This window comes from Pseudomonas sp. D3-27 (genome assembly GCF_051132165.1).
Classification (GTDB): Bacteria; Pseudomonadota; Gammaproteobacteria; order Pseudomonadales; family Pseudomonadaceae; genus Aquipseudomonas.
This window is the reverse complement of the sequence record NZ_CP071667.1, coordinates 5500816-5521831: the sequence shown is the minus strand read 5'-3', so window position 1 is coordinate 5521831 and position 21016 is coordinate 5500816. Positions and strand designations below refer to the sequence as shown.

General features: G+C 55.7%; 14 protein-coding genes, 2 tRNA genes and 4 rRNA genes. 10 read left to right on the top strand and 10 right to left on the bottom strand.

Translation table 11 applies throughout. The features are described 5' to 3' along the window. Positions 1-33: 33 nt before the first annotated feature. From J3P92_RS24700 to J3P92_RS24655, 10 genes are all read right to left on the bottom strand, one after another. Positions 34-1995 (bottom strand): DUF4105 domain-containing protein, encoded by a 1962-nt coding sequence (locus tag J3P92_RS24700; RefSeq protein WP_434649396.1) that lies wholly within the window; start codon positions 1993-1995, stop codon positions 34-36. Next, positions 1992-2312 carry a DUF2388 domain-containing protein gene (locus J3P92_RS24695; protein ID WP_420765937.1) on the bottom strand — a complete coding sequence of 107 codons (321 nt, stop codon included), beginning with the start codon at positions 2310-2312 and terminating at the stop codon, positions 1992-1994. The genes J3P92_RS24700 and J3P92_RS24695 overlap by 4 nt, the downstream gene beginning before the upstream one ends. A 27-nt stretch (positions 2313-2339) precedes the next feature. Beyond that, positions 2340-2648 carry a DUF2388 domain-containing protein gene (locus tag J3P92_RS24690; RefSeq protein WP_420765936.1) on the bottom strand — a complete coding sequence of 103 codons (309 nt, stop codon included), beginning with the start codon at positions 2646-2648 and terminating at the stop codon, positions 2340-2342. Positions 2649-2754: 106 nt separating this feature from the next. Continuing rightward, the gene (locus J3P92_RS24685; protein WP_420765935.1) at positions 2755-3072 is read right to left on the bottom strand and encodes a DUF2388 domain-containing protein; all 318 of its coding nucleotides are present in this window, start codon (positions 3070-3072) and stop codon (positions 2755-2757) included. A 335-nt stretch (positions 3073-3407) separates the two neighbouring features. Then, on the bottom strand, positions 3408-3623 hold the full coding sequence (locus J3P92_RS24680) for a DUF1127 domain-containing protein (protein WP_181288343.1): 216 nt from the start codon (positions 3621-3623) through the stop codon (positions 3408-3410). 318 nt (positions 3624-3941) lie between these two features. After that, positions 3942-5435, bottom strand: a complete 1494-nt coding sequence (locus J3P92_RS24675) for an acetyl-CoA hydrolase/transferase family protein (RefSeq protein WP_434649394.1) — start codon at positions 5433-5435, stop codon at positions 3942-3944. 196 nt (positions 5436-5631) lie between these two features. Then, the gene (locus J3P92_RS24670; protein ID WP_434561362.1) at positions 5632-7068 is read right to left on the bottom strand and encodes an NAD(P)(+) transhydrogenase (Re/Si-specific) subunit beta; all 1437 of its coding nucleotides are present in this window, start codon (positions 7066-7068) and stop codon (positions 5632-5634) included. Next, complete coding sequence (locus tag J3P92_RS24665; protein WP_003187010.1) at positions 7068-7391, bottom strand: NAD(P) transhydrogenase subunit alpha; 324 nt, start codon at positions 7389-7391, stop codon at positions 7068-7070. The genes J3P92_RS24670 and J3P92_RS24665 overlap by 1 nt, the downstream gene beginning before the upstream one ends. A gap of 15 nt (positions 7392-7406) precedes the next feature. Further along, positions 7407-8528 carry a Re/Si-specific NAD(P)(+) transhydrogenase subunit alpha gene (locus J3P92_RS24660; protein ID WP_434561360.1) on the bottom strand — a complete coding sequence of 374 codons (1122 nt, stop codon included), beginning with the start codon at positions 8526-8528 and terminating at the stop codon, positions 7407-7409. A 435-nt stretch (positions 8529-8963) separates the two neighbouring features. Beyond that, on the bottom strand, positions 8964-9860 hold the full coding sequence (locus J3P92_RS24655; RefSeq protein WP_420765931.1) for a LysR family transcriptional regulator: 897 nt from the start codon (positions 9858-9860) through the stop codon (positions 8964-8966). 155 nt (positions 9861-10015) lie between these two features. Between J3P92_RS24655 and J3P92_RS24650 the strand changes: the two genes are divergently transcribed. The 10 genes from J3P92_RS24650 (at position 10016) to J3P92_RS24605 (ending at position 20979) form a co-directional block, all read left to right on the top strand. Continuing rightward, positions 10016-11197: an acyl-CoA dehydrogenase gene (locus J3P92_RS24650; protein WP_039593369.1), complete on the top strand. Its 1182-nt coding sequence runs from the start codon at positions 10016-10018 to the stop codon at positions 11195-11197. 13 nt (positions 11198-11210) lie between these two features. Next, positions 11211-12431, top strand: a complete 1221-nt coding sequence (locus J3P92_RS24645; RefSeq protein ID WP_434649391.1) for a CaiB/BaiF CoA transferase family protein — start codon at positions 11211-11213, stop codon at positions 12429-12431. A gap of 615 nt (positions 12432-13046) precedes the next feature. Beyond that, a 16S ribosomal RNA gene (locus J3P92_RS24640) occupies positions 13047-14585 on the top strand. A gap of 123 nt (positions 14586-14708) precedes the next feature. After that, positions 14709-14785, top strand: a tRNA-Ile gene (locus J3P92_RS24635). A 10-nt stretch (positions 14786-14795) separates the two neighbouring features. Continuing rightward, positions 14796-14871, top strand: a tRNA-Ala gene (locus tag J3P92_RS24630). 241 nt (positions 14872-15112) lie between these two features. Next, positions 15113-18004: ribosomal RNA gene (locus J3P92_RS24625) — 23S ribosomal RNA — on the top strand. A gap of 154 nt (positions 18005-18158) precedes the next feature. Beyond that, positions 18159-18274, top strand: a 5S ribosomal RNA gene (rrf, locus tag J3P92_RS24620). 107 nt (positions 18275-18381) lie between these two features. Then, positions 18382-18497, top strand: a 5S ribosomal RNA gene (rrf, locus tag J3P92_RS24615). Together the 16S, 23S and 5S rRNA genes with 2 tRNA genes alongside form the textbook arrangement of a ribosomal RNA operon. Positions 18498-18678: 181 nt before the next feature. Beyond that, positions 18679-19314 (top strand): NADH:ubiquinone oxidoreductase subunit N, encoded by a 636-nt coding sequence (locus J3P92_RS24610; RefSeq protein WP_420767737.1) that lies wholly within the window; start codon positions 18679-18681, stop codon positions 19312-19314. 159 nt (positions 19315-19473) lie between these two features. Continuing rightward, positions 19474-20979 carry a YdgA family protein gene (locus tag J3P92_RS24605; protein WP_420767778.1) on the top strand — a complete coding sequence of 502 codons (1506 nt, stop codon included), beginning with the start codon at positions 19474-19476 and terminating at the stop codon, positions 20977-20979. The last annotated feature ends 37 nt before the right edge of the window (positions 20980-21016 follow it).

The following is a 21016-nucleotide window of genomic DNA, read 5'->3' as shown; positions in this document are numbered from 1 at the left end:
ACCCCTTTTTGTTATCGCTTCAAGGCTTGGCAGTCACGGCAACTCCAACCCACCTGCGGCTTTGTGCAGCTTGCGCAGATGTTCGCCGATCTCCTTCACATTGGCCTCGCTCGCGGCGATTTCAGCAGCGCGGCTCGGTTCAAGCAATGCCCTGACTTCCTTATCCAGGTCGCCGGTCAGCGTTTGAAGCTGTTTCTGGCGCAGGCTGCTTTCCGATTCCAATCGCTGCCATTCGCTGGGTTGTGGCAATCCGTAGCCGCTGCTGCCCAGCAGTTCGGCTGGACGGCTCAGGAAGCCGCTATTGGCGAGAATCTGTTGCAACATCGCGTTGGCTCTCTCCATGCCACCGTTTTGAAGCTCACGCGCGCCAAGGTAGCGCTGTTTGACTTCATCCTGGGCGAGCAGCAATTGCCGACGGAAACTGGCCTGTTCCAGCAATAGCAATGCCGCGCTGGTGCGCAGGTCGGCCTGTTCAAACCAAACGCGGCGTTCGGCAGCGTCCAGCGCGAGCCAGTCTTCGACGGTTTGTTGCCGTATCGGCAGGCGTTTTTTCAGAACGTCGAACATGGCTTGGTAGCGTTCGCGGAATGAGTCGAAGCGGTAACCCAGGCGCAAGGCTTCCTTGGGATCATCCAGCACACTGGTGTCGGCCAAGCCACGGCCCTTGAGCACTTCCAGCAGACCGTTGGGCATAATGCTGTCCAGGCCTTTGAGCTGTTCGTTATTACTGCCGCTGCGCAGCAGCTTCAAGCTTTCTACCGCGCAATTATTGGAGAGGAAGTAATAGTTGCCGTCATAGCTCCAATGCATTTCGGCGGCGTGTTCGACCGTTTCTTCGATTTCGGTGCGCGACAGCTTGAGGGGCACCGACGCCAGGCTGCGCAGTTCGGTCTTGGTGTACTCGTCGATGACCTGGGCCAACGGCAGTACGAATAGACGCGACGGGTATTTGCCCACCAGGCCATCCCAACTCGACAGTTGAACGTCGCCTACGAAGGCGCGGTACGAAAGCACCAGGTGTTGGTCCAGATCCAATCGGCAATCTGGCCCACGTGGACGGCCCGGTGCGCATATCACCAGGCGGAGCATGCTATGGCCCCAACGGCTGACCCAGTTCTGGTTGGCTTCAGCCAACAGGTAGTCGATGGCATAGACGCGTTCCGGATCGACCTTGCCCAGTGGTGTCTTGGCAAAATCATTGCCGGCATTGAGAAAGGCGAACGACGTGGAGCAGGTGTCCTTGGCGGCGGGCGCCCAGCCAAAGTGCTCACGGTAATAGCGATACAGCGCGGGACGTCGGCAGGCGTAGCTTGGATCGAGGAGGAAATACTCTATATTGACCGCGACGAACTCCTTGGGACTGCTCGTCTCATAGAGGTCCGGGCTGCGGGCAACCTGACGGTTGTGCTGCTCGCGTTCGCCGCGACGGCCCACATACTGCGGCCAGCCGGCGAGATCCAGCAGGCGAGGATCATCGCTGAGCGTGAAGCGCCGGTCGTTCTGGCCTCTGCACTCATCCGTCATGCCGATCAGCCCGGCGCTGCTGTTACGCCGAGTACAGCGTTGGATCAGCACACGTTCGGCATTTGGCCAAAGGCGCGAGCGGTCATAGATATGAGTCAGTTCGTGCAGCACGGTAGCGAGCATTTCGCGCCGCACGGTGCCGTGGGGGCGCAAGGTCTTTTGCTTGGCGGCGCTGCCATCGGTGAGGCTGTCCAGCAGGTTCCGGTTCAAGTCCAACTGCGACACCAGTGAAGCCTGGCCGTAGGCGTTTGCGGGCATCCGATCGGTCCAGCCGACATCGATGCGCCGGTCCAGTCGCTCGATGAAGCGTGGCGGCAATGCCTGCATGGCTTCATCGAGCAGTGCCTGGCTGGCCTGTTGTTGTGCCGGGCTCAAGCCATCGCTATTGAGATGTAACTGGAGACCGGCCTGGGCTGTGCCGCTCAGAAGCAGCACAACCCCGGCAGTCAGCCAGGCGGCCAGCCGCCTCACAATGCGAGGATAGCTTCGGCGAGAACCTGGTCGCTGGCGTCGCGGGCTTCCGGTACGCGGGTGCGCAATGTCTGGAAGGCCGCTTCGAGATGAGCGCCACGAATCTCGCCGTTGCTGGCGACGAAGCTGGCAGCGTCATCGTGAGCTTCGCGGACAATCTTTGAGTCACGAATGGATGTGGTGGTGTCAGAGGTGAAATCAATCGAACGCTGGGAGGCGCGAACGATGATGTTACTGGTGGCTACCAGGGTATGTGCCTGGGCCACATCGGCCAACACCAGCAGGCCAAGGGCGGCAGCAATCAGCGGGCTACGCATGGAACGACTCCGGAGAATTAAAGATAGTTATTGGACGAGAATTGCCTGTGCCAGTTCAAGGTCGCTGGCGTGAAGTTTCGGCTGGTTCCGGCGCAGGTAGTCCAGGGCCGACTCCAATTGCGCACCTCGGAATTGTCCTTCGCTGGCAATGAACGCGGCGGCGTCATCACGAGCGGCGACGACCCGTTTATTGTCGAAGGGTGCGGAGGTCACCAGGCTCGTAGCGTAGCCACTGGCGACCACTTGTTGGGTGGACACATCGAAGGCATGGGCCGGGACAGACCAGCAAAAAACTGTGAATAAACAGGCGCTGTAAAGTTTTGAGTAAAAACGCATGGGACTCGACGGTTGTTGGCGAGCTTGAAGGCTAGCGCAAACCTGCGGGCCAGGGCCAGCGCGGAAACATCGGAGCACCCTTGGGTGCCCAATGTTTCATGTTGCATCAGATTACCAGGATGGCCTGTGCAAGCTGCGCATCGGTGGCGTTGAGCTGCGGTGCCTGCTGGCGGATGTAATCCAATGCACTCTCCAGTTTCACACCGCGGATAGCGCCTTCGCTGGCCACGAAGCTGGCGGCGTCGTCGCGTGCGGCTTGAACGATTTTATTGTCACGCAGTGATGAGGTTGCATCGGAGGTTACGTCGGACGTGGCCTTGAGGGCGCCGACAATGGAGTCGGTGGTGACGATGAAGCTGCTGGCGTTGGACTGGGCAGCTACGGCCAACAGCGCTACTGCGCTGAGCAGGCGAAGACGGGACATGATGGAGCTCCTTATATATGAGGTGATACCGGTGCCTGTAGCTGGAAGGGGAGACACATGCTCGACTCGCTTCGCCACGGTTGCATCAATATTAGGACAGATCGCGTTTGCTTACAGCTTTGCAATGGTCCTTGGCTCGACCCAAGGCAAGATAATCCCCATCCAACCAACTGTACTGGTGCCTGAATAGGTTTGGTATAACTGTTCTGCTTCCCGGTCTCAGACCAGTTCAGGCTCGAAAACGACAAGACCCGTCGCGGTTTCCCACGACGGGTCTTGTTTATTCAATTCGGTGCTGGCGATGGACCCGATGGGTCAGGGCCAGCGACGCTGAATTAGCGCCAGAACGGCTTGCTCAGCTCTTCGTAGCGCTGTGCTTCGCTGATACCGGCATCTGCCAGCAGGCGCGAATCCAGACGGGCCAATTGATGGCGGCTGGCAATGCGGCGCTGCCACAGCATCAGGTTAGCGATAACGCGAAGAGGCATGGAAGCCTGGTTTTTTTCAGCTTTGTCTTCGAAAAACAGCTCGGAACTGAGTGTACGTTCCATGGTTGACATCCTTCCGCTTGTGGCGGGATTAGGTAGTGGTTTAACTGGTGCCCATGATCCTCCCGTTTGGCCAGTCCCTGTAGATACAGTTCATCTGTATTGTAAGAGACCAGTTAACTGTTAAAAGGCGGTGTACTGGTCAATCTTGAGGCAACTGTATCTATCGGCACTAAATTGGTGCGTTATTCAGTGTCTGGCTGTGTTTTGTGGGATATGACTGTAAGAAATCACCGGTACAGAAGTACAGTTTCTGCAAAGAACCTGCCGAGCCCTTTGGATTTATAAAACTGTTTTAGCCCTAACGGTGATCCAGCTGTATCAAACCGCAAGCATGCGTCCGGTTGCTTCCAGGTTCATGTGCCAGCTGAGTGCGTCCCGCAAAATATGCGGCGTATGTCCGCCCAAAGCGCTTGCCGCCTGGAAGTACTCGTTCAATGCCTGGCGATAGGATGGATGCACGCAGTTTTCGATGATCGCCCGCGCCCGTTCGCGTGGCGCCAAGCCCCGCAAGTCAGCCAGTCCAATCTCGGTCACCAGGATGTCGACATCATGCTCGGTATGGTCCACATGGCTGACCATCGGAACGACGCTGGAAATGGCGCCGCCCTTGGCAATGGATTTGGTCACGAAAATAGCCAAGTGTGCGTTCCTGGCAAAATCCCCCGAACCCCCGATGCCATTCATCATTCGCGTGCCGCATACGTGAGTCGAGTTGACGTTGCCATACAGGTCGAATTCCAGCGCCGTGTTGATGCCGATGATGCCCAGGCGTCGCACTACCTCCGGATGGTTGGAGATCTCCTGCGGGCGCAGCACCAGTTTGTCCTTGTATTTCGCCAGATTCCCAAAGACATCCGTGTTGCGCCGAGCGGACAACGTAATGGAGCTGCCAGAGGCGAAACTCAGCTTGCCGGAGTCGATGAGGTCGAATGTGGAGTCCTGCAATACCTCGGAATACATGGTCAGTTCTTCAAACGGAGAGTCGATCAATCCGCACATCACTGCGTTGGCAATGCTGCCGATGCCGGCCTGCAGAGGGCCAAGCTTGTTGGTCATGCGCCCGGCCGCGACTTCTTGCTTGAAAAAGCTGATCAGATGGTCGGCGATGGCCTGGGTGTCGTCGTCCGGCGGCAAGACCGTCGAAGGGGAATCTGATTGTTGGGAGATGACAATGGCGGCGATTTTGTCCGGTGGGATCGGGATGGCGGTGCTGCCGATACGGTCGTCAACCTTCACCAGGGGGATCGGCAGGCGAGTTGGACGATAGCTGGGGATGTAAATGTCGTGCAGGCCTTCCAAATCTGGATTATGGGCCAGGTTGATCTCCACGATCACTTGCTTGGCGAAGATCGCAAAGCTGGCGGAGTTACCTACCGACGTGGTCGGCACGATATGACCTTGCTCGGTGATCGCCACCGCTTCGATCACGGCAATATCTGGCAACGTGAGCTGGGCGTTACGCATCTGTTCGACGGTTTCCGAAAGATGCTGGTCGATGAACATCACCTCGCCTGCGTTGATGGCCTTGCGTAGGGTGCTGTCCACCTGGAAGGGCATGCGTCGTGCCAGTACGCCAGCTTCGGTGAGCTGCTTATCCAGATCGTTGCCCAGGCTTGCTCCGGTCATCAGGCTGATTTTCAACGGCGTGACCTTGGCGCGTTCGGCCAGTGCGTGCGGCACGGCCTTCGCTTCTCCGGCGCGGGTAAAGCCGCTCATGCCGACGGTCATTCCGTCTTCAACGAGCAAAGCTGCCTCGGCAGCGCTCATCACTTTATTCAACAACGAAGGCAGGCGGATGCGATCACGGTACATGAATGGTTTCTCGGGCTGGAAGCTGGATGCGCAGTCTAGAGAATTCGCGCCGAGCCCGACCCGCTACAAAAGTCGCATTTGAGGCCTCTATTACGGGCGTTTCAGGCAAAACATCATTACCGGATCGGTAACGCTTTGCCTTGATACAAATCAAAACGCCCCGACAAGTCGGGGCGTTTTGATAAACAGCTGACGCTTATTCCACTGCTTTGACCATGTCTTCGATGACCTTCTTGGCGTCGCCGAACACCATCATGGTCTTGTCGAGATAGAACAGCTCGTTGTCCAGGCCGGCATAACCGCTGGCCATCGAGCGCTTGTTGACGATGATGGTCTTGGCCTTGAACGCTTCGAGAATCGGCATGCCGGCAATCGGCGACTTCGGATCGTTCTTCGCCGCCGGGTTGACCACGTCGTTGGCGCCCAGCACCAACACCACGTCGGCCTGGCCGAACTCGGAGTTGATGTCTTCCATCTCGAATACCTGGTCGTAAGGCACTTCGGCCTCGGCCAGCAGGACGTTCATGTGGCCGGGCATACGACCGGCAACCGGGTGGATTGCGTATTTCACCGTCACGCCGTGGTGGGTCAGCTTCTCAGTCAGTTCTTTCAACGCGTGCTGCGCCCGGGCGACCGCCAAGCCGTAGCCTGGAACGATGATCACCGTATCGGCGTTGGTCAGCAGGAAAGTCGCGTCGTCAGCCGAGCCGGATTTCACTGGGCGGGCTTCTTTGGAGCCTGCCGGGCCAGCAGCATCTGCGGCGTTGCCGAAACCGCCGAGCAGTACGTTGAAGAACGAGCGGTTCATCGCCTTGCACATGATGTACGAGAGGATCGCGCCGCTCGAACCCACCAACGAGCCTGCAATAATCAGCATCGAGTTGTTCAGCGAGAAGCCGATGCCTGCTGCGGCCCAACCGGAATAGCTGTTGAGCATCGAGACCACCACCGGCATGTCCGCACCGCCGATCGGGATGATGATCAGCACGCCCAGGACAAACGCCAGGGCCAGCATCAAGGCGAATGCGCCGAGGTTGCCGGTGAACATGAAAGCCAGGCCCAAGCCCAGTGTGGCGAGGCCCAGGATCAGGTTGAGCTTGTGCTGACCGCCAAACTGCACCGGAGCGCCTTGGAACAGGCGGAACTTGTACTTGCCCGACAGCTTGCCGAAGGCGATCACCGAACCGGAGAACGTGATTGCGCCGATTGCCGCGCCAAGGAACAGCTCCAGACGGTTACCCGCCGGAATCGAATCCCCCAATTGCTTGACGATGCCCAGCGATTGCGGCTCGACGACAGCGGCGATGGCAATGAACACCGCCGCCAGGCCGATCATGCTGTGCATGAACGCCACCAGCTCCGGCATCTTGGTCATCTCGACACGCTTGGCCATGATCGAACCGGCGGTGCCGCCGATCAACAAGCCAACGATGACATAACCAATGCCGGCGGTCGCCAGCTCGGCTCCCAGTTTGTAGATAAGTCCGACGGTAGTAAGCACCGCCAATGCCATGCCGAGCATGCCGAACAGGTTGCCGCGACGGGAGGTGGTAGGGTGCGACAGGCCTTTGAGGGCTTGGATGAAGCAGATGGACGCAATCAGGTAGAGCGTCGTTACCAGGTTCATGCTCATTACTTGGGCGCCTCTTCTTTTACGGCTTTCGGGGCTTTTTTCTTGAACATCTCGAGCATGCGGCGCGTCACCAGGAAGCCACCGAACACGTTCACCGCAGCCAGGGCCACGGCGAGAGTACCCATGGTCTTGCCCAGAGGCGTTACGGTCAGGGCGGCGGCGAGCATCGCGCCGACGATCACGATGGCCGAAATGGCGTTGGTCACCGCCATCAGCGGCGTATGCAGCGCAGGCGTTACGTTCCAGACCACGTGGTAACCGACATAAATGGCCAGCACAAAGATGATCAGGTTGTAGATACCGGGGGAGATAAGCTCTTCCATTGTCTGAATCCCTGCTTAGGCGTTTTTGCGGATGACTTGGCCGTCGCGGCACATCAGGCACGCTGCGACGATGTCGTCTTCCAGGTTCACGTCGAACTGGCCTTCCTTGGTGAAGACCAGCTTCAGGAAGTCCAGCAGGTTACGGGCGTACAGCGCCGAGGCATCGGCCGCGACTTCGCCAGCCAGGTTAGTCGGGCCGACGATGGTGACGCCGTTCTCGACAACCACCTGGTCGGCCACGGTCAGCGGGCAATTGCCGCCCTGGGCTGCCGCGAGGTCGATGACCACCGAGCCGGGTTTCATTTGCGCGACGGTTTCGGCGCTTAGCAGCGTCGGTGCCTTGCGGCCCGGAATCAGTGCCGTGGTAATGACAATGTCAGCTTGTTTGGCGCGCTCGTGCACAGCCTGGGCCTGACGCTGCATCCAGCTGGCAGGCATGGGCCGGGCGTAACCTCCAACGCCGACGGCGCATTCACGCTCTTCGTCGGTTTCGTAAGGCACGTCGACGAACTTGGCGCCGAGGGATTCGATTTGTTCCTTTACCGCGGGCCGCACATCCGAAGCCTCGATCACAGCACCCAGGCGCTTGGCCGTGGCAATTGCCTGTAGCCCCGCCACACCGGCGCCAAGGATCAATACTCGCGCCGCTTTCACGGTGCCCGCCGCTGTCATCAGCATCGGCATGAAGCGTGGATAATGATGGGCGGCCAGCAGCACGGCCTTATACCCGGCAATGTTCGCTTGAGACGACAACACATCCAGGCTTTGGGCCCGGGACGTGCGTGGGGCGGCCTCAAGGGCGAATGCGGTAATGCCGCGCTCGGCCAGCTTGGTAATGGTCTCGTTATTGAACGGATTGAGCATGCCCACCAGAACGCTGCCGCTCTTGATCAGCCCCAGTTCGCTATCGCTGGGGGCGACCACCTTGAGGATCAGTTCGGCCCCGAACGCATCGCTGGCGCTGCCAATAGTTGCGCCCGCCGCTTCGTAAGCACTGTCGACCACGCTGGCCTTGATACCGGCGCCGCTTTGAACAGTAACCTTATGGCCTTGGCCGATGAGCTTCTTGATGGTTTCCGGGGTAGCAGCAACCCGTGTTTCACCCGTTTGGGTTTCGAGGGGAACACCAATGTGCACGTCAAATCTCCTGCGTGATCTTATTGAGTAAACCCAGGCACTTCGGATGGTGCGGCTGGGGCGGCCGATCAGCACGACCTCGCCTCTTCAGGCGGGGCGCGGCATTTTGCAGGCGAAAATTCTGCCCTTCAAGGGATTATGACGTGTGACGAAAAATTAACTACAAGTCACCCTGTGACCAAGTGTCGCAACCATCAGGTTCAATTGCCCGTGAAGCCTTGTTCTTAAAGGGATAGCCGGAGAATCGTCTTACTTTTTACATTGCCAAGGTGAATACGTAGGCATGCGTTGGAAATGTGGCTCAAAGCCACGTATTTAGCCGGTTGTGGAACGATTGTACTTCGTCCATAACAGTTTGGTTTTATGCGACATAAACTTATATCTGTAGCGATCCTAATAAACTGACTACGTAGTCAAGATCGCAATTTTGCATTGCTATTCAAGGAGATAGCCCTTGGCTTGGTTTACCAGCCAGTCGCGAAACGCCTGAAGCGAAGCAGATTTCACCTTTCGTTCGGGAATCATCAGGTAATACGCCTTGATGCTCGACAATGCATTGCGATTGGCGATTACCAAACGACCCTCCGCCAGTTCGCGCTGGATCAGAAAAGGCGGGATCAACGCGATTCCCATGTCATGCATGGCTGCTTGGGCCAACATCGAGAATAGTTCATAACGCGGGCCTGTCAGGTCCCGTGCAATGTTCAGCTCCTGCGAGCTGAACCATTGGCGCCATGCATAGGGGCGGGTGGTCTGCTGAAGCAGTGGCAATTGAGCAATAGCCTCCGGTGTCAGCGCCTTTCGGTTTCCCAGTAATGCCGGGCTGCATACCGGCATCGGGTTTTCGCCCATCAACTTGTGGGATTCGGTACCGGACCAATCGGCATCGCCGAAATAGATGGCGGCATCAAAATCGGTGTCGGCAAAGAGGAAAGGGCGTGTTCGGTTGGTCAGGTTGACCGTAACTTCGGGGTGCTGCTTTTGAAAATCCTTCAGCCGTGGCAACAACCATTGCGTACCGAATGTTGGCACTACCGCCAGCTCGATGACGTTCGCGCCGGTATGGCCCATGACTGACAGAGTGTCACGCTCGACCGCGTCCAGCTGCATGGCAATTCGACGACTGTAGGAAAGCCCTGCTTCGGTCAGCTTTACGCCGCGCCTTGAACGTCGAAAGAGTTCCACGCTCAGAAACTCTTCCAGGCTGGCAACCTGTCGGCATATCGCGCCCTGTGTGAGCGAAAGCTCTTGCGCGGCCTTGGTAAAGCTTTCATGGCGGGCCGCGGCCTCGAAGCTGACCAGGGCGGCGGTGCTGGGAATCTTGCGGCGCATGTACGGAGACCTCACTCGTGAAGGGCGTAAACGGCCTTTTCGCCTTTTACGGAGTGAGAAATTAGCACAACAACATGCGGAATCCTCGTTTGCTCTCGTAGGAAACCGCGCCTAGGATCAATCCACAAATTTTCATCTCATTGGCGAGGTTTCTCATGGCCGGTAAAGCGAGCTTCAACTGGATCGACCCACTGTTGTTGGATCAGCAGCTCACAGAAGAAGAGCGAATGATTCGTGACACCGCCGAACAATTTGCCCAGCAGAAGCTCGCGCCTCGAGTGCTGGAAGCGTTCCGTCATGAAAAGACCGACCCGGCGATTTTTCGTGAAATGGGCGAAGTGGGCCTGCTGGGGGCGACCATTCCCGAGCAATACGGTGGCAGCGGATTGAACTATGTCAGCTATGGCCTTATTGCCAGGGAAGTGGAGCGCGTCGATTCCGGCTATCGCTCGATGATGAGCGTGCAATCCTCGCTGGTCATGGTGCCCATCAATGAATTCGGGACCGAGGCGCAAAAACAGAAATATTTACCGAAGCTGGCTTCGGGCGAATGGATCGGCTGTTTCGGCCTGACTGAGCCAAACCACGGTTCCGACCCGGGCGCGATGATTACTCGCGCGCGGAAAGTGGAAGGCGGCTACAGCTTGACGGGTAGCAAGATGTGGATCACCAACAGCCCGATCGCTGACGTGTTTGTCGTCTGGGGCAAAGACGACGCTGGCGATATCCGCGGCTTCGTCCTGGAAAAAGGCTGGAAAGGCCTGAGTGCGCCGGCTATTCACGGCAAGGTCGGGCTGCGCGCGTCGATTACTGGCGAAATCGTCATGGACAATGTATTCGTTCCGGAGGAGAACATCTTTCCAGACGTCCGAGGCCTGAAGGGGCCGTTTACTTGCCTGAACTCGGCACGCTATGGCATCTCCTGGGGGGCGTTGGGGGCCGCTGAGTTTTGCTGGCACACCGCCCGCCAGTACACGCTTGATCGGCAACAGTTCGGACGCCCGTTGGCGGCAAATCAGTTGATCCAGAAGAAGCTGGCCGACATGCAGACGGAAATCACCCTCGCGCTGCAAGGCTGCTTGCGTTTGGGGCGCATGAAAGACGAGGGCTCGGCTGCGGTGGAGATTACCTCGATCATGAAGCGTAATTCTTGCGGTAAATCTCTGGATATCGCGCGCATGGCCCGTGACATGTTGGGCGGCAACGGTATATCCGACGAATTCGGCATTGCTCGTCACCTAGTGAACCTGGAAGTGGTGAATACCTACGAAGGCACCCATGATGTCCATGCGCTGATCCTGGGGCGCGCGCAAACCGGTATTCAGGCGTTCTATTAATAGGAGACCGGCGATGGGCGCGCTTTCGCATCTGAGGGTATTGGATTTATCAAGGGTCCTGGCCGGGCCTTGGGCTGGGCAGATCCTGGCGGACCTGGGCGCGGATGTCATCAAGGTCGAGCGCCCTGGCAATGGTGATGATACGCGTGCGTGGGGCCCGCCCTTCCTTAAGGACGCTTACGGCGAGAACACGACCGAGGCGGCTTATTACCTAGCGGCCAATCGCAACAAGCAATCGGTCACGATCGATTTTACTCGCCCCGAGGGCCAGAAGCTGATCCGGGAGCTAGCGGCGAAGTCCGACATTCTGATCGAAAACTTCAAGGTGGGTGGACTCGCTGCCTATGGCCTGGATTACGACTCGATAAAGGCTATCAATCCGCAGTTGATCTATTGTTCGATCACCGGTTTTGGCCAGACGGGGCCATATGCCAAGCGCGCCGGGTATGACTTCATGATCCAAGGGCTGGGAGGCTTGATGAGCCTTACCGGTCGACCGGAAGGGGAAGAGGGAGCTGGGCCGGTGAAAGTCGGTGTTGCATTGACGGATATTCTGACCGGCTTGTATTCGACCGCTGCCATCCTGGCAGCGTTGGCTCATCGCGACCATGCCGGCGGTGGGCAGCATATCGATATGGCTTTGCTGGATGTTCAGGTGGCATGCCTGGCCAACCAGGCAATGAATTACCTGACCACAGGCAGTGCGCCGAAGCGGTTGGGAAATGCGCATCCCAATATCGTGCCTTACCAAGATTTTCCCACAGCTGATGGTGACTTCATCCTTACGGTGGGTAACGACGGTCAATTTCGAAAATTCGCCGAGGTCGCCGGCCAACCGCAGTGGGCCGATGATCCCCGGTTCGCGACGAACAAGATGCGAGTGGCGAACCGGGCGGCACTGATCCCGTTGATTCGCCAGGCGACGGTATTCAAGACGACTTCCGAGTGGGTGGTTCAGTTAGAGCAAGCCGGAGTGCCGTGTGGCCCTATCAACGATTTGGCCCAGGTGTTTGCCGATCCTCAGGTGCAGGCTCGCGGGTTGGCGATCGAGTTGCCCCACCTGTTGGCCGGTACAGTGCCGCAAGTAGCCAGTCCTATTCGCTTGTCCGATACGCCGATTGAATATAGAAACGCGCCTCCCTTATTAGGCGAACATACGATGGAGGTGTTGCAGCGGGTACTGGGGCTGGATATTGCAGCGATAGCGACCTTGCGGGACTCCGGCGTCCTGTAGCCTCCCTTCTATATAGAAGGGCGCTTGCGGTCATTTGGGTATCTGATTGATAGAAAACAAAATAAAGGGTTGACGGCAAATTCTGGATGTCTATAATTCGCCCCACTTCCGGCGCAGTCGAAACGGAAAACTCCTTGAGTTTCAATGAGTTAACCAAGTTTCGGTAAGTGCTTCGCTTCAGTTCATCGAGGCGCGGAAGGAGTGGGTAGGCCGGTTTGTTGGGTGCTATCGACGGTTCGATCCTCTCGGTCGAAAGCGGTAAAAAAGAGGTGTTGACAGCAGCGAGTAACGCTGTAGAATTCGCCTCCCGCTAACGAGAGATCGGAAGCGCAAGTGGTTGAAGTTGTTAAGGATTTCCAAGCGAAATTTTGAAAACTTCTTAAAATAACCGCTTGACAGATACACGGGGCGCTGTAGAATGCGCGCCTCGGTTGAGACGAAAGGCTCAACCCACCGCTCTTTAACAACTGAATCAAGCAATTCGTGTGGGTGCTTGTGGAGTCAGACTGCTAGTCAACAGATTATCAGCATCACAAGTTACTCCGCGAGAAATCAAAGATGTAACCAACGATTGCTGAGCCAAGTTTAGGGTTTTCTCAAAACCCAAAGATGTTTGAACTGAAGAGTTTGATCATGGCTCAGATTGAACGCTGGCGGCAGGCCTAACACATGCAAGTCGAGCGGCAGCACGGGTACTTGTATCTGGTGGCGAGCGGCGGACGGGTGAGTAATGCCTAGGAATCTGCCTGGTAGTGGGGGATAACGCTCGGAAACGGACGCTAATACCGCATACGTCCTACGGGAGAAAGCAGGGGACCTTCGGGCCTTGCGCTATCAGATGAGCCTAGGTCGGATTAGCTAGTTGGTGAGGTAATGGCTCACCAAGGCGACGATCCGTAACTGGTCTGAGAGGATGATCAGTCACACTGGAACTGAGACACGGTCCAGACTCCTACGGGAGGCAGCAGTGGGGAATATTGGACAATGGGCGAAAGCCTGATCCAGCCATGCCGCGTGTGTGAAGAAGGTCTTCGGATTGTAAAGCACTTTAAGTTGGGAGGAAGGGCATTAACCTAATACGTTAGTGTTTTGACGTTACCGACAGAATAAGCACCGGCTAACTCTGTGCCAGCAGCCGCGGTAATACAGAGGGTGCAAGCGTTAATCGGAATTACTGGGCGTAAAGCGCGCGTAGGTGGTTCGTTAAGTTGGATGTGAAATCCCCGGGCTCAACCTGGGAACTGCATTCAAAACTGTCGAGCTAGAGTATGGTAGAGGGTGGTGGAATTTCCTGTGTAGCGGTGAAATGCGTAGATATAGGAAGGAACACCAGTGGCGAAGGCGACCACCTGGACTGATACTGACACTGAGGTGCGAAAGCGTGGGGAGCAAACAGGATTAGATACCCTGGTAGTCCACGCCGTAAACGATGTCAACTAGCCGTTGGGAGCCTTGAGCTCTTAGTGGCGCAGCTAACGCATTAAGTTGACCGCCTGGGGAGTACGGCCGCAAGGTTAAAACTCAAATGAATTGACGGGGGCCCGCACAAGCGGTGGAGCATGTGGTTTAATTCGAAGCAACGCGAAGAACCTTACCAGGCCTTGACATCCAATGAACTTTCCAGAGATGGATTGGTGCCTTCGGGAGCATTGAGACAGGTGCTGCATGGCTGTCGTCAGCTCGTGTCGTGAGATGTTGGGTTAAGTCCCGTAACGAGCGCAACCCTTGTCCTTAGTTACCAGCACGTTATGGTGGGCACTCTAAGGAGACTGCCGGTGACAAACCGGAGGAAGGTGGGGATGACGTCAAGTCATCATGGCCCTTACGGCCTGGGCTACACACGTGCTACAATGGTCGGTACAGAGGGTTGCCAAGCCGCGAGGTGGAGCTAATCCCACAAAACCGATCGTAGTCCGGATCGCAGTCTGCAACTCGACTGCGTGAAGTCGGAATCGCTAGTAATCGCGAATCAGAATGTCGCGGTGAATACGTTCCCGGGCCTTGTACACACCGCCCGTCACACCATGGGAGTGGGTTGCACCAGAAGTAGCTAGTCTAACCTTCGGGGGGACGGTTACCACGGTGTGATTCATGACTGGGGTGAAGTCGTAACAAGGTAGCCGTAGGGGAACCTGCGGCTGGATCACCTCCTTAATCGACGACAGCAGCGGCTCCATGAGCTCCCACACGAATTGCTTGATTCATTGAAGAAGACGATAGAAGCAGCTTTAAGCTCCAAGCTGATAGCTCACAGCTAACAGTTACAAGCTCGAAATTGGGTCTGTAGCTCAGTTGGTTAGAGCGCACCCCTGATAAGGGTGAGGTCGGCAGTTCGAATCTGCCCAGACCCACCAATTTTGTTATGGGGCCATAGCTCAGCTGGGAGAGCGCCTGCCTTGCACGCAGGAGGTCAGCGGTTCGATCCCGCTTGGCTCCACCATAAACTGCTTCTGAAAGCTTAGAAATGAGCGTTCCATCCGCTGGATGATGAATGTTGATTTCTAGTCTTTTGATTAGATCGTTCTTTAAAAATTTGGGTATGTGATAGAAAGATAGACTGAACGTTACTTTCACTGGTAACGGATCAGGCTAAGGTAAAATTTGTGAGTGGCTCTTAGAGCCAGATCGAATTTTCGGCGAATGTCGTCTTCACAGTATAACCAGATTGCTTGGGGTTATATGGTCAAGTGAAGAAGCGCATACGGTGGATGCCTTGGCAGTCAGAGGCGATGAAAGACGTGGTAGCCTGCGAAAAGCTTCGGGGAGTCGGCAAACAGACTGTGATCCGGAGATGTCTGAATGGGGGAACCCAGCCATCATAAGATGGTTATCTTGTACTGAATACATAGGTGCAAGAGGCGAACCAGGGGAACTGAAACATCTAAGTACCCTGAGGAAAAGAAATCAACCGAGATTCCCTTAGTAGTGGCGAGCGAACGGGGACTAGCCCTTAAGCTTCTTTGATTTTAGCGGAACGCTCTGGAAAGTGCGGCCATAGTGGGTGATAGCCCTGTACGCGAAAGGATCTTAGAAGTGAAATCGAGTAGGACGGAGCACGAGAAACTTTGTCTGAATATGGGGGGACCATCCTCCAAGGCTAAATACTACTGACTGACCGATAGTGAACTAGTACCGTGAGGGAAAGGCGAAAAGAACCCCGGAGAGGGGAGTGAAATAGATCCTGAAACCGTATGCGTACAAGCAGTGGGAGCCCACTTTGTTGGGTGACTGCGTACCTTTTGTATAATGGGTCAGCGACTTATTTTCAGTGGCGAGCTTAACCGAATAGGGGAGGCGTAGCGAAAGCGAGTCTTAATAGGGCGTCTAGTCGCTGGGAATAGACCCGAAACCGGGCGATCTATCCATGGGCAGGTTGAAGGTTAGGTAACACTGACTGGAGGACCGAACCGACTACCGTTGAAAAGTTAGCGGATGACCTGTGGATCGGAGTGAAAGGCTAATCAAGCTCGGAGATAGCTGGTTCTCCTCGAAAGCTATTTAGGTAGCGCCTCATGTATCACTGTAGGGGGTAGAGCACTGTTTCGGCTAGGGGGTCATCCCGACTTACCAAACCGATGCAAACTCCGAATACCTACAAGTGCCGAGCATGGGAGACACACGGCGGGTGCTAACGTCCGTCGTGAAAAGGGAAACAACCCAGACCGTCAGCTAAGGTCCCAAAGTTATGGTTAAGTGGGAAACGATGTGGGAAGGCTTAGACAGCTAGGAGGTTGGCTTAGAAGCAGCCACCCTTTAAAGAAAGCGTAATAGCTCACTAGTCGAGTCGGCCTGCGCGGAAGATGTAACGGGGCTCAAACCATACACCGAAGCTACGGGTATCACGTAAGTGATGCGGTAGAGGAGCGTTCTGTAAGCCTGTGAAGGTGAGTTGAGAAGCTTGCTGGAGGTATCAGAAGTGCGAATGCTGACATGAGTAACGACAATGGGTGTGAAAAACACCCACGCCGAAAGACCAAGGTTTCCTGCGCAACGTTAATCGACGCAGGGTTAGTCGGTCCCTAAGGCGAGGCTGAAAAGCGTAGTCGATGGAAAACAGGTTAATATTCCTGTACTTCTGGTTATTGCGATGGAGGGACGGAGAAGGCTAGGCCAGCTTGGCGTTGGTTGTCCAAGTTTAAGGTGGTAGGCTGAGATCTTAGGTAAATCCGGGATCTTAAGGCCGAGAGCTGATGACGAGTTACCCTTTGGGTGACGAAGTGGTTGATGCCATGCTTCCAAGAAAAGCTTCTAAGCTTCAGGTAACCAGGAACCGTACCCCAAACCGACACAGGTGGTTGGGTAGAGAATACCAAGGCGCTTGAGAGAACTCGGGTGAAGGAACTAGGCAAAATGGCACCGTAACTTCGGGAGAAGGTGCGCCGGTGAGGGTGAAGCACTTGCTGCGTAAGCCCACGCCGGTCGAAGATACCAGGCCGCTGCGACTGTTTATTAAAAACACAGCACTCTGCAAACACGAAAGTGGACGTATAGGGTGTGACGCCTGCCCGGTGCCGGAAGGTTAATTGATGGGGTTAGCTAACGCGAAGCTCTTGATCGAAGCCCCGGTAAACGGCGGCCGTAACTATAACGGTCCTAAGGTAGCGAAATTCCTTGTCGGGTAAGTTCCGACCTGCACGAATGGCGTAACGATGGCGGCGCTGTCTCCACCCGAGACTCAGTGAAATTGAAATCGCTGTGAAGATGCAGTGTATCCGCGGCTAGACGGAAAGACCCCGTGAACCTTTACTATAGCTTTGCACTGGACTTTGAATTTGCTTGTGTAGGATAGGTGGGAGGCTTTGAAGCGTGGACGCCAGTCTGCGTGGAGCCATCCTTGAAATACCACCCTGGCAACTTTGAGGTTCTAACTCAGGTCCGTTATCCGGATCGAGGACAGTGTATGGTGGGTAGTTTGACTGGGGCGGTCTCCTCCTAAAGAGTAACGGAGGAGTACGAAGGTGCGCTCAGACCGGTCGGAAATCGGTCGTAGAGTATAAAGGCAAAAGCGCGCTTGACTGCGAGACAGACACGTCGAGCAGGTACGAAAGTAGGTCTTAGTGATCCGGTGGTTCTGTATGGAAGGGCCATCGCTCAACGGATAAAAGGTACTCCGGGGATAACAGGCTGATACCGCCCAAGAGTTCATATCGACGGCGGTGTTTGGCACCTCGATGTCGGCTCATCACATCCTGGGGCTGAAGCCGGTCCCAAGGGTATGGCTGTTCGCCATTTAAAGTGGTACGCGAGCTGGGTTTAGAACGTCGTGAGACAGTTCGGTCCCTATCTGCCGTGGACGTTTGAGATTTGAGAGGGGCTGCTCCTAGTACGAGAGGACCGGAGTGGACGAACCTCTGGTGTTCCGGTTGTCACGCCAGTGGCATTGCCGGGTAGCTATGTTCGGAAAAGATAACCGCTGAAAGCATCTAAGCGGGAAACTTGCCTCAAGATGAGATCTCACTGGAGCCTTGAGCTCCCTGAAGGGCCGTCGAAGACTACGACGTTGATAGGCAGGGTGTGTAAGCGCTGTGAGGCGTTGAGCTAACCTGTACTAATTGCCCGTGAGGCTTGACCATATAACACCCAAGCAATTTGTAGACTCGAAAGAGGCCAGATTGCGGTGTTGTGAAGACGAAACGAACCGAAAGTTCGAGATACTCACAAGCAACACGCTATCACATACCCATTCGCTGGAACGTGACCGCAAGGCACGCGCTGGCTACCGAATTTCTTGACGACCATAGAGCATTGGAACCACCTGATCCCATCCCGAACTCAGAAGTGAAACGATGCATCGCCGATGGTAGTGTGGGGTTTCCCCATGTGAGAGTAGGTCATCGTCAAGATTAAATTCCGAAACCCCTATCTGCTGATGCAGGTAGGGGTTTTGTTTTAGTAGAAGTCTTCGATTTTAACCGACACGTTGTTCCTGAACGGGTTGGTCACAGAATTTCTTGACGACCATAGAGCATTGGAACCACCTGATCCCATCCCGAACTCAGCAGTGAAACGATGCATCGCCGATGGTAGTGTGGGGTTTCCCCATGTGAGAGTAGGTCATCGTCAAGATTGAATTCCCAAAACCCCTGTCTGCACCGCAGACGGGGGTTTTGTCGTTTCAGAGCCGGTAATCGGATCATCTCCCTAATTGCTGTCGCGCCCCGGCAAACCCCCAGTCCATTGCTATGCTTGGGTTGTTGGGCGTTTGCAACGAGAGCCCGCGATGTGACTGGTCATGGGGATTCGAATAATGAAAAACCCTTATGCTCCCGGCTTCTGGTGCGCTATTGCGGCGTTGGTACTGCTTTCGGCCACCTATTTCTATGGCGTCATGCTGACTCATCAGCTCGATAAAGCGCTGATTTTCCTTGATAGCGCGTCCGCGCTGATCGGTGTCATATCCATCGCAGTTGTCGCCTGGGCCTCGATGCAAGGCCAGCGCATCAAGAAAAAACAGCTCGAGCAAGGCAAGACCCTGGTGTTGATATGGGACACCAAGGTCGCGCTGCGTCGGGTCGAGACGGTGTTTGATCGCTATTTCTGGGGCAGCTATTGGCAACCAGGTCGCACGTTCCAAGAGGTCATGGGAGAGCTCACGGGTACACCATTGGAAAAAAGTCTCGAAGCCTTGAAAATCCAATGCGCGGCCTTGGACGAGCAGGTCGCGCAAGATGATTGGCACTGGCTCAACAACGCTCGTGAACTGTGCGATGTCGCCAATGCCATGGCTAGGGAGCGTTACCAGTTGGATTTCTGTGATGGGCGTGCCGACTCGTCGAGTACGGCGGTGATCAATCGTGATTTCGAGGTACTGGTATACACCTGGACGGCACGGCTCAAGACATTTGATCACCAACTGGACGAGATCGAAGTCCAATATTCGTAGACCATTTCTCAAGAACACGCTTTTTCCCCTTTAAACATTGGGCTTGCTGGCGTGCCTGGTGCTAATCTCCTCCACCACTTTTGCCGCGTCGAGCCACAGCCCTTTGCGGGTCAAGGAAGACGGCGACTTTTTCAACCATGGAATACGATCGGGTCTCTCATGAATAAATCAGCAAGCGTACTTCTCGGAATCGTTGTGGTTATTGGCGCTATCAGTGCGGGCGGCGCCTGGTATACCGGGACGAAGCTTGAAGGAGTCTTGAATACAGCCATTGCCGACAGCAACAAGCAATTGCAAACGGCTTTGGCCGGGTCCAACGGTACCGCTTCGATCGAGCTGGTTTCCTTGGATCGTGGAACATTCAGCAGCACTGCGCATTACCGCCTCAAAGGTGAAGGCGAAATGTTTGGTGGCGAATCCGTTGAATTGTTGTTCGTTGATAACATCGAACACGGCCCGCTACCGGTTTCCCGGCTGATGACGCTCAAATGGTTGCCGGTCATGGCTACCAGCCACACCGAACTTGAGCGGACTCCGCTGACCGAAAAATGGTTTGTTGCCGCCAAGGATAAATCGCCGCTCAAAGGCGTTTTCAACCTCGGCTACGATCAGTCCACAAACGGTACATTCGAACTGCTCCCGCTGGATACCAAGCTGGACGAACAATCCCAGCTCATCTTTTCCGGCCTGAAAATCGACGTGGCAGCCAGCGCCCAAGCAGAGAAGATCAAGGCCGACGGTTATATGGACAGTTTCAAACTGACCACCGTCGCCGAAGATCAAACACCGGTGCAAATCGAGCTCAGCGGTCTGACATTGGCCAGCAACCTGACCAAGAGCACCTACGGCTACTACATGGGTGATAACACCCTGCTGCTGAGTAACAGCAAGACCAGTTTCGGCGAACAGAAATCAGTGCTGGGCCTGAAGAATTTCGAAATGAAGAACAACAGCTCCGAAAAGGGTACCAGCGCTTCGGGGCGTGCCGACTACAAGATCGGTGAGTTGTCTTTCAACGATAAGGTCATTGGTTCGGCGCAGATGGCGGTAAGCCTGAAGAACCTGGATATTCCCGCAACCATGTCGCTGATGCAGGTCTACCAAGCCAAACTGCAGCCATACGAAAAAGCTGCTGCCGAGGCCGCTGAAGCGGGCGAGCCAGCGCCAGAGCTGAATTTGACCGAGGCCGAAGAGGCGCAGGTCAAGGCCGATCTGGAGAAACTCCTGGCGGGCGCCCCACAAGTGGCCCTGGAGAACCTCTCGTTTAATACGGCTAACGGTGAAAGCCGCGCGAGCCTTGTCGTAGACCTGGCCAAGCCACAATCGATGGATCTGCCGCCGGATGAACTAGGCCGTCAATTGCTCGCCCTGCTGGATTTCAAAGTGAAGGTGTCCAAGCCGATGCTTGTGGACCTGCTGACCGTGCAGGCGCAGATGGAAGGCCAGACAGACGCCAAACTGATCGCCGACCAGGCCACTGCCACCAGCGATATGTTCAGCGCCATGGCTGTGGGTACGGAGCTGGCGAAGCTGGAAGGCAACGACGTGGTCACCAACTTGCACTACGCCAACAATCAAGTGGATTTCAACGGACAGAAAATGACCGTTGAACAATTCTCGGCATTTGTGATGAGTAAGTTGGGCGGCGGCGTCGCCGTTCAGTAATACCCCTAAAAGCTCCCCTCCAAAAAACCGGCCCGTG

What these genes read in the sequence shown, in the direction of transcription:
- J3P92_RS24680 (WP_181288343.1), bottom strand. Translation starts at nt 3,623, where the DNA reads ATGGAACGTACACTCAGTTCCGAGCTGTTTTTCGAAGACAAAGCTGAA.
- J3P92_RS24685 (WP_420765935.1), bottom strand. Translation starts at nt 3,072, where the DNA reads ATGTCCCGTCTTCGCCTGCTCAGCGCAGTAGCGCTGTTGGCCGTAGCT.
- J3P92_RS24665 (WP_003187010.1), bottom strand. Translation starts at nt 7,391, where the DNA reads ATGGAAGAGCTTATCTCCCCCGGTATCTACAACCTGATCATCTTTGTG.
- J3P92_RS24670 (WP_434561362.1), bottom strand. Translation starts at nt 7,068, where the DNA reads ATGAGCATGAACCTGGTAACGACGCTCTACCTGATTGCGTCCATCTGC.
- J3P92_RS24645 (WP_434649391.1), top strand. Translation starts at nt 11,211, where the DNA reads ATGGGCGCGCTTTCGCATCTGAGGGTATTGGATTTATCAAGGGTCCTG.
- J3P92_RS24605 (WP_420767778.1), top strand. Translation starts at nt 19,474, where the DNA reads ATGAATAAATCAGCAAGCGTACTTCTCGGAATCGTTGTGGTTATTGGC.
- J3P92_RS24655 (WP_420765931.1), bottom strand. Translation starts at nt 9,860, where the DNA reads ATGCGCCGCAAGATTCCCAGCACCGCCGCCCTGGTCAGCTTCGAGGCC.
- J3P92_RS24610 (WP_420767737.1), top strand. Translation starts at nt 18,679, where the DNA reads ATGAAAAACCCTTATGCTCCCGGCTTCTGGTGCGCTATTGCGGCGTTG.
- J3P92_RS24695 (WP_420765937.1), bottom strand. Translation starts at nt 2,312, where the DNA reads ATGCGTAGCCCGCTGATTGCTGCCGCCCTTGGCCTGCTGGTGTTGGCC.
- J3P92_RS24650 (WP_039593369.1), top strand. Translation starts at nt 10,016, where the DNA reads ATGGCCGGTAAAGCGAGCTTCAACTGGATCGACCCACTGTTGTTGGAT.
- J3P92_RS24675 (WP_434649394.1), bottom strand. Translation starts at nt 5,435, where the DNA reads ATGTACCGTGATCGCATCCGCCTGCCTTCGTTGTTGAATAAAGTGATG.
- J3P92_RS24690 (WP_420765936.1), bottom strand. Translation starts at nt 2,648, where the DNA reads ATGCGTTTTTACTCAAAACTTTACAGCGCCTGTTTATTCACAGTTTTT.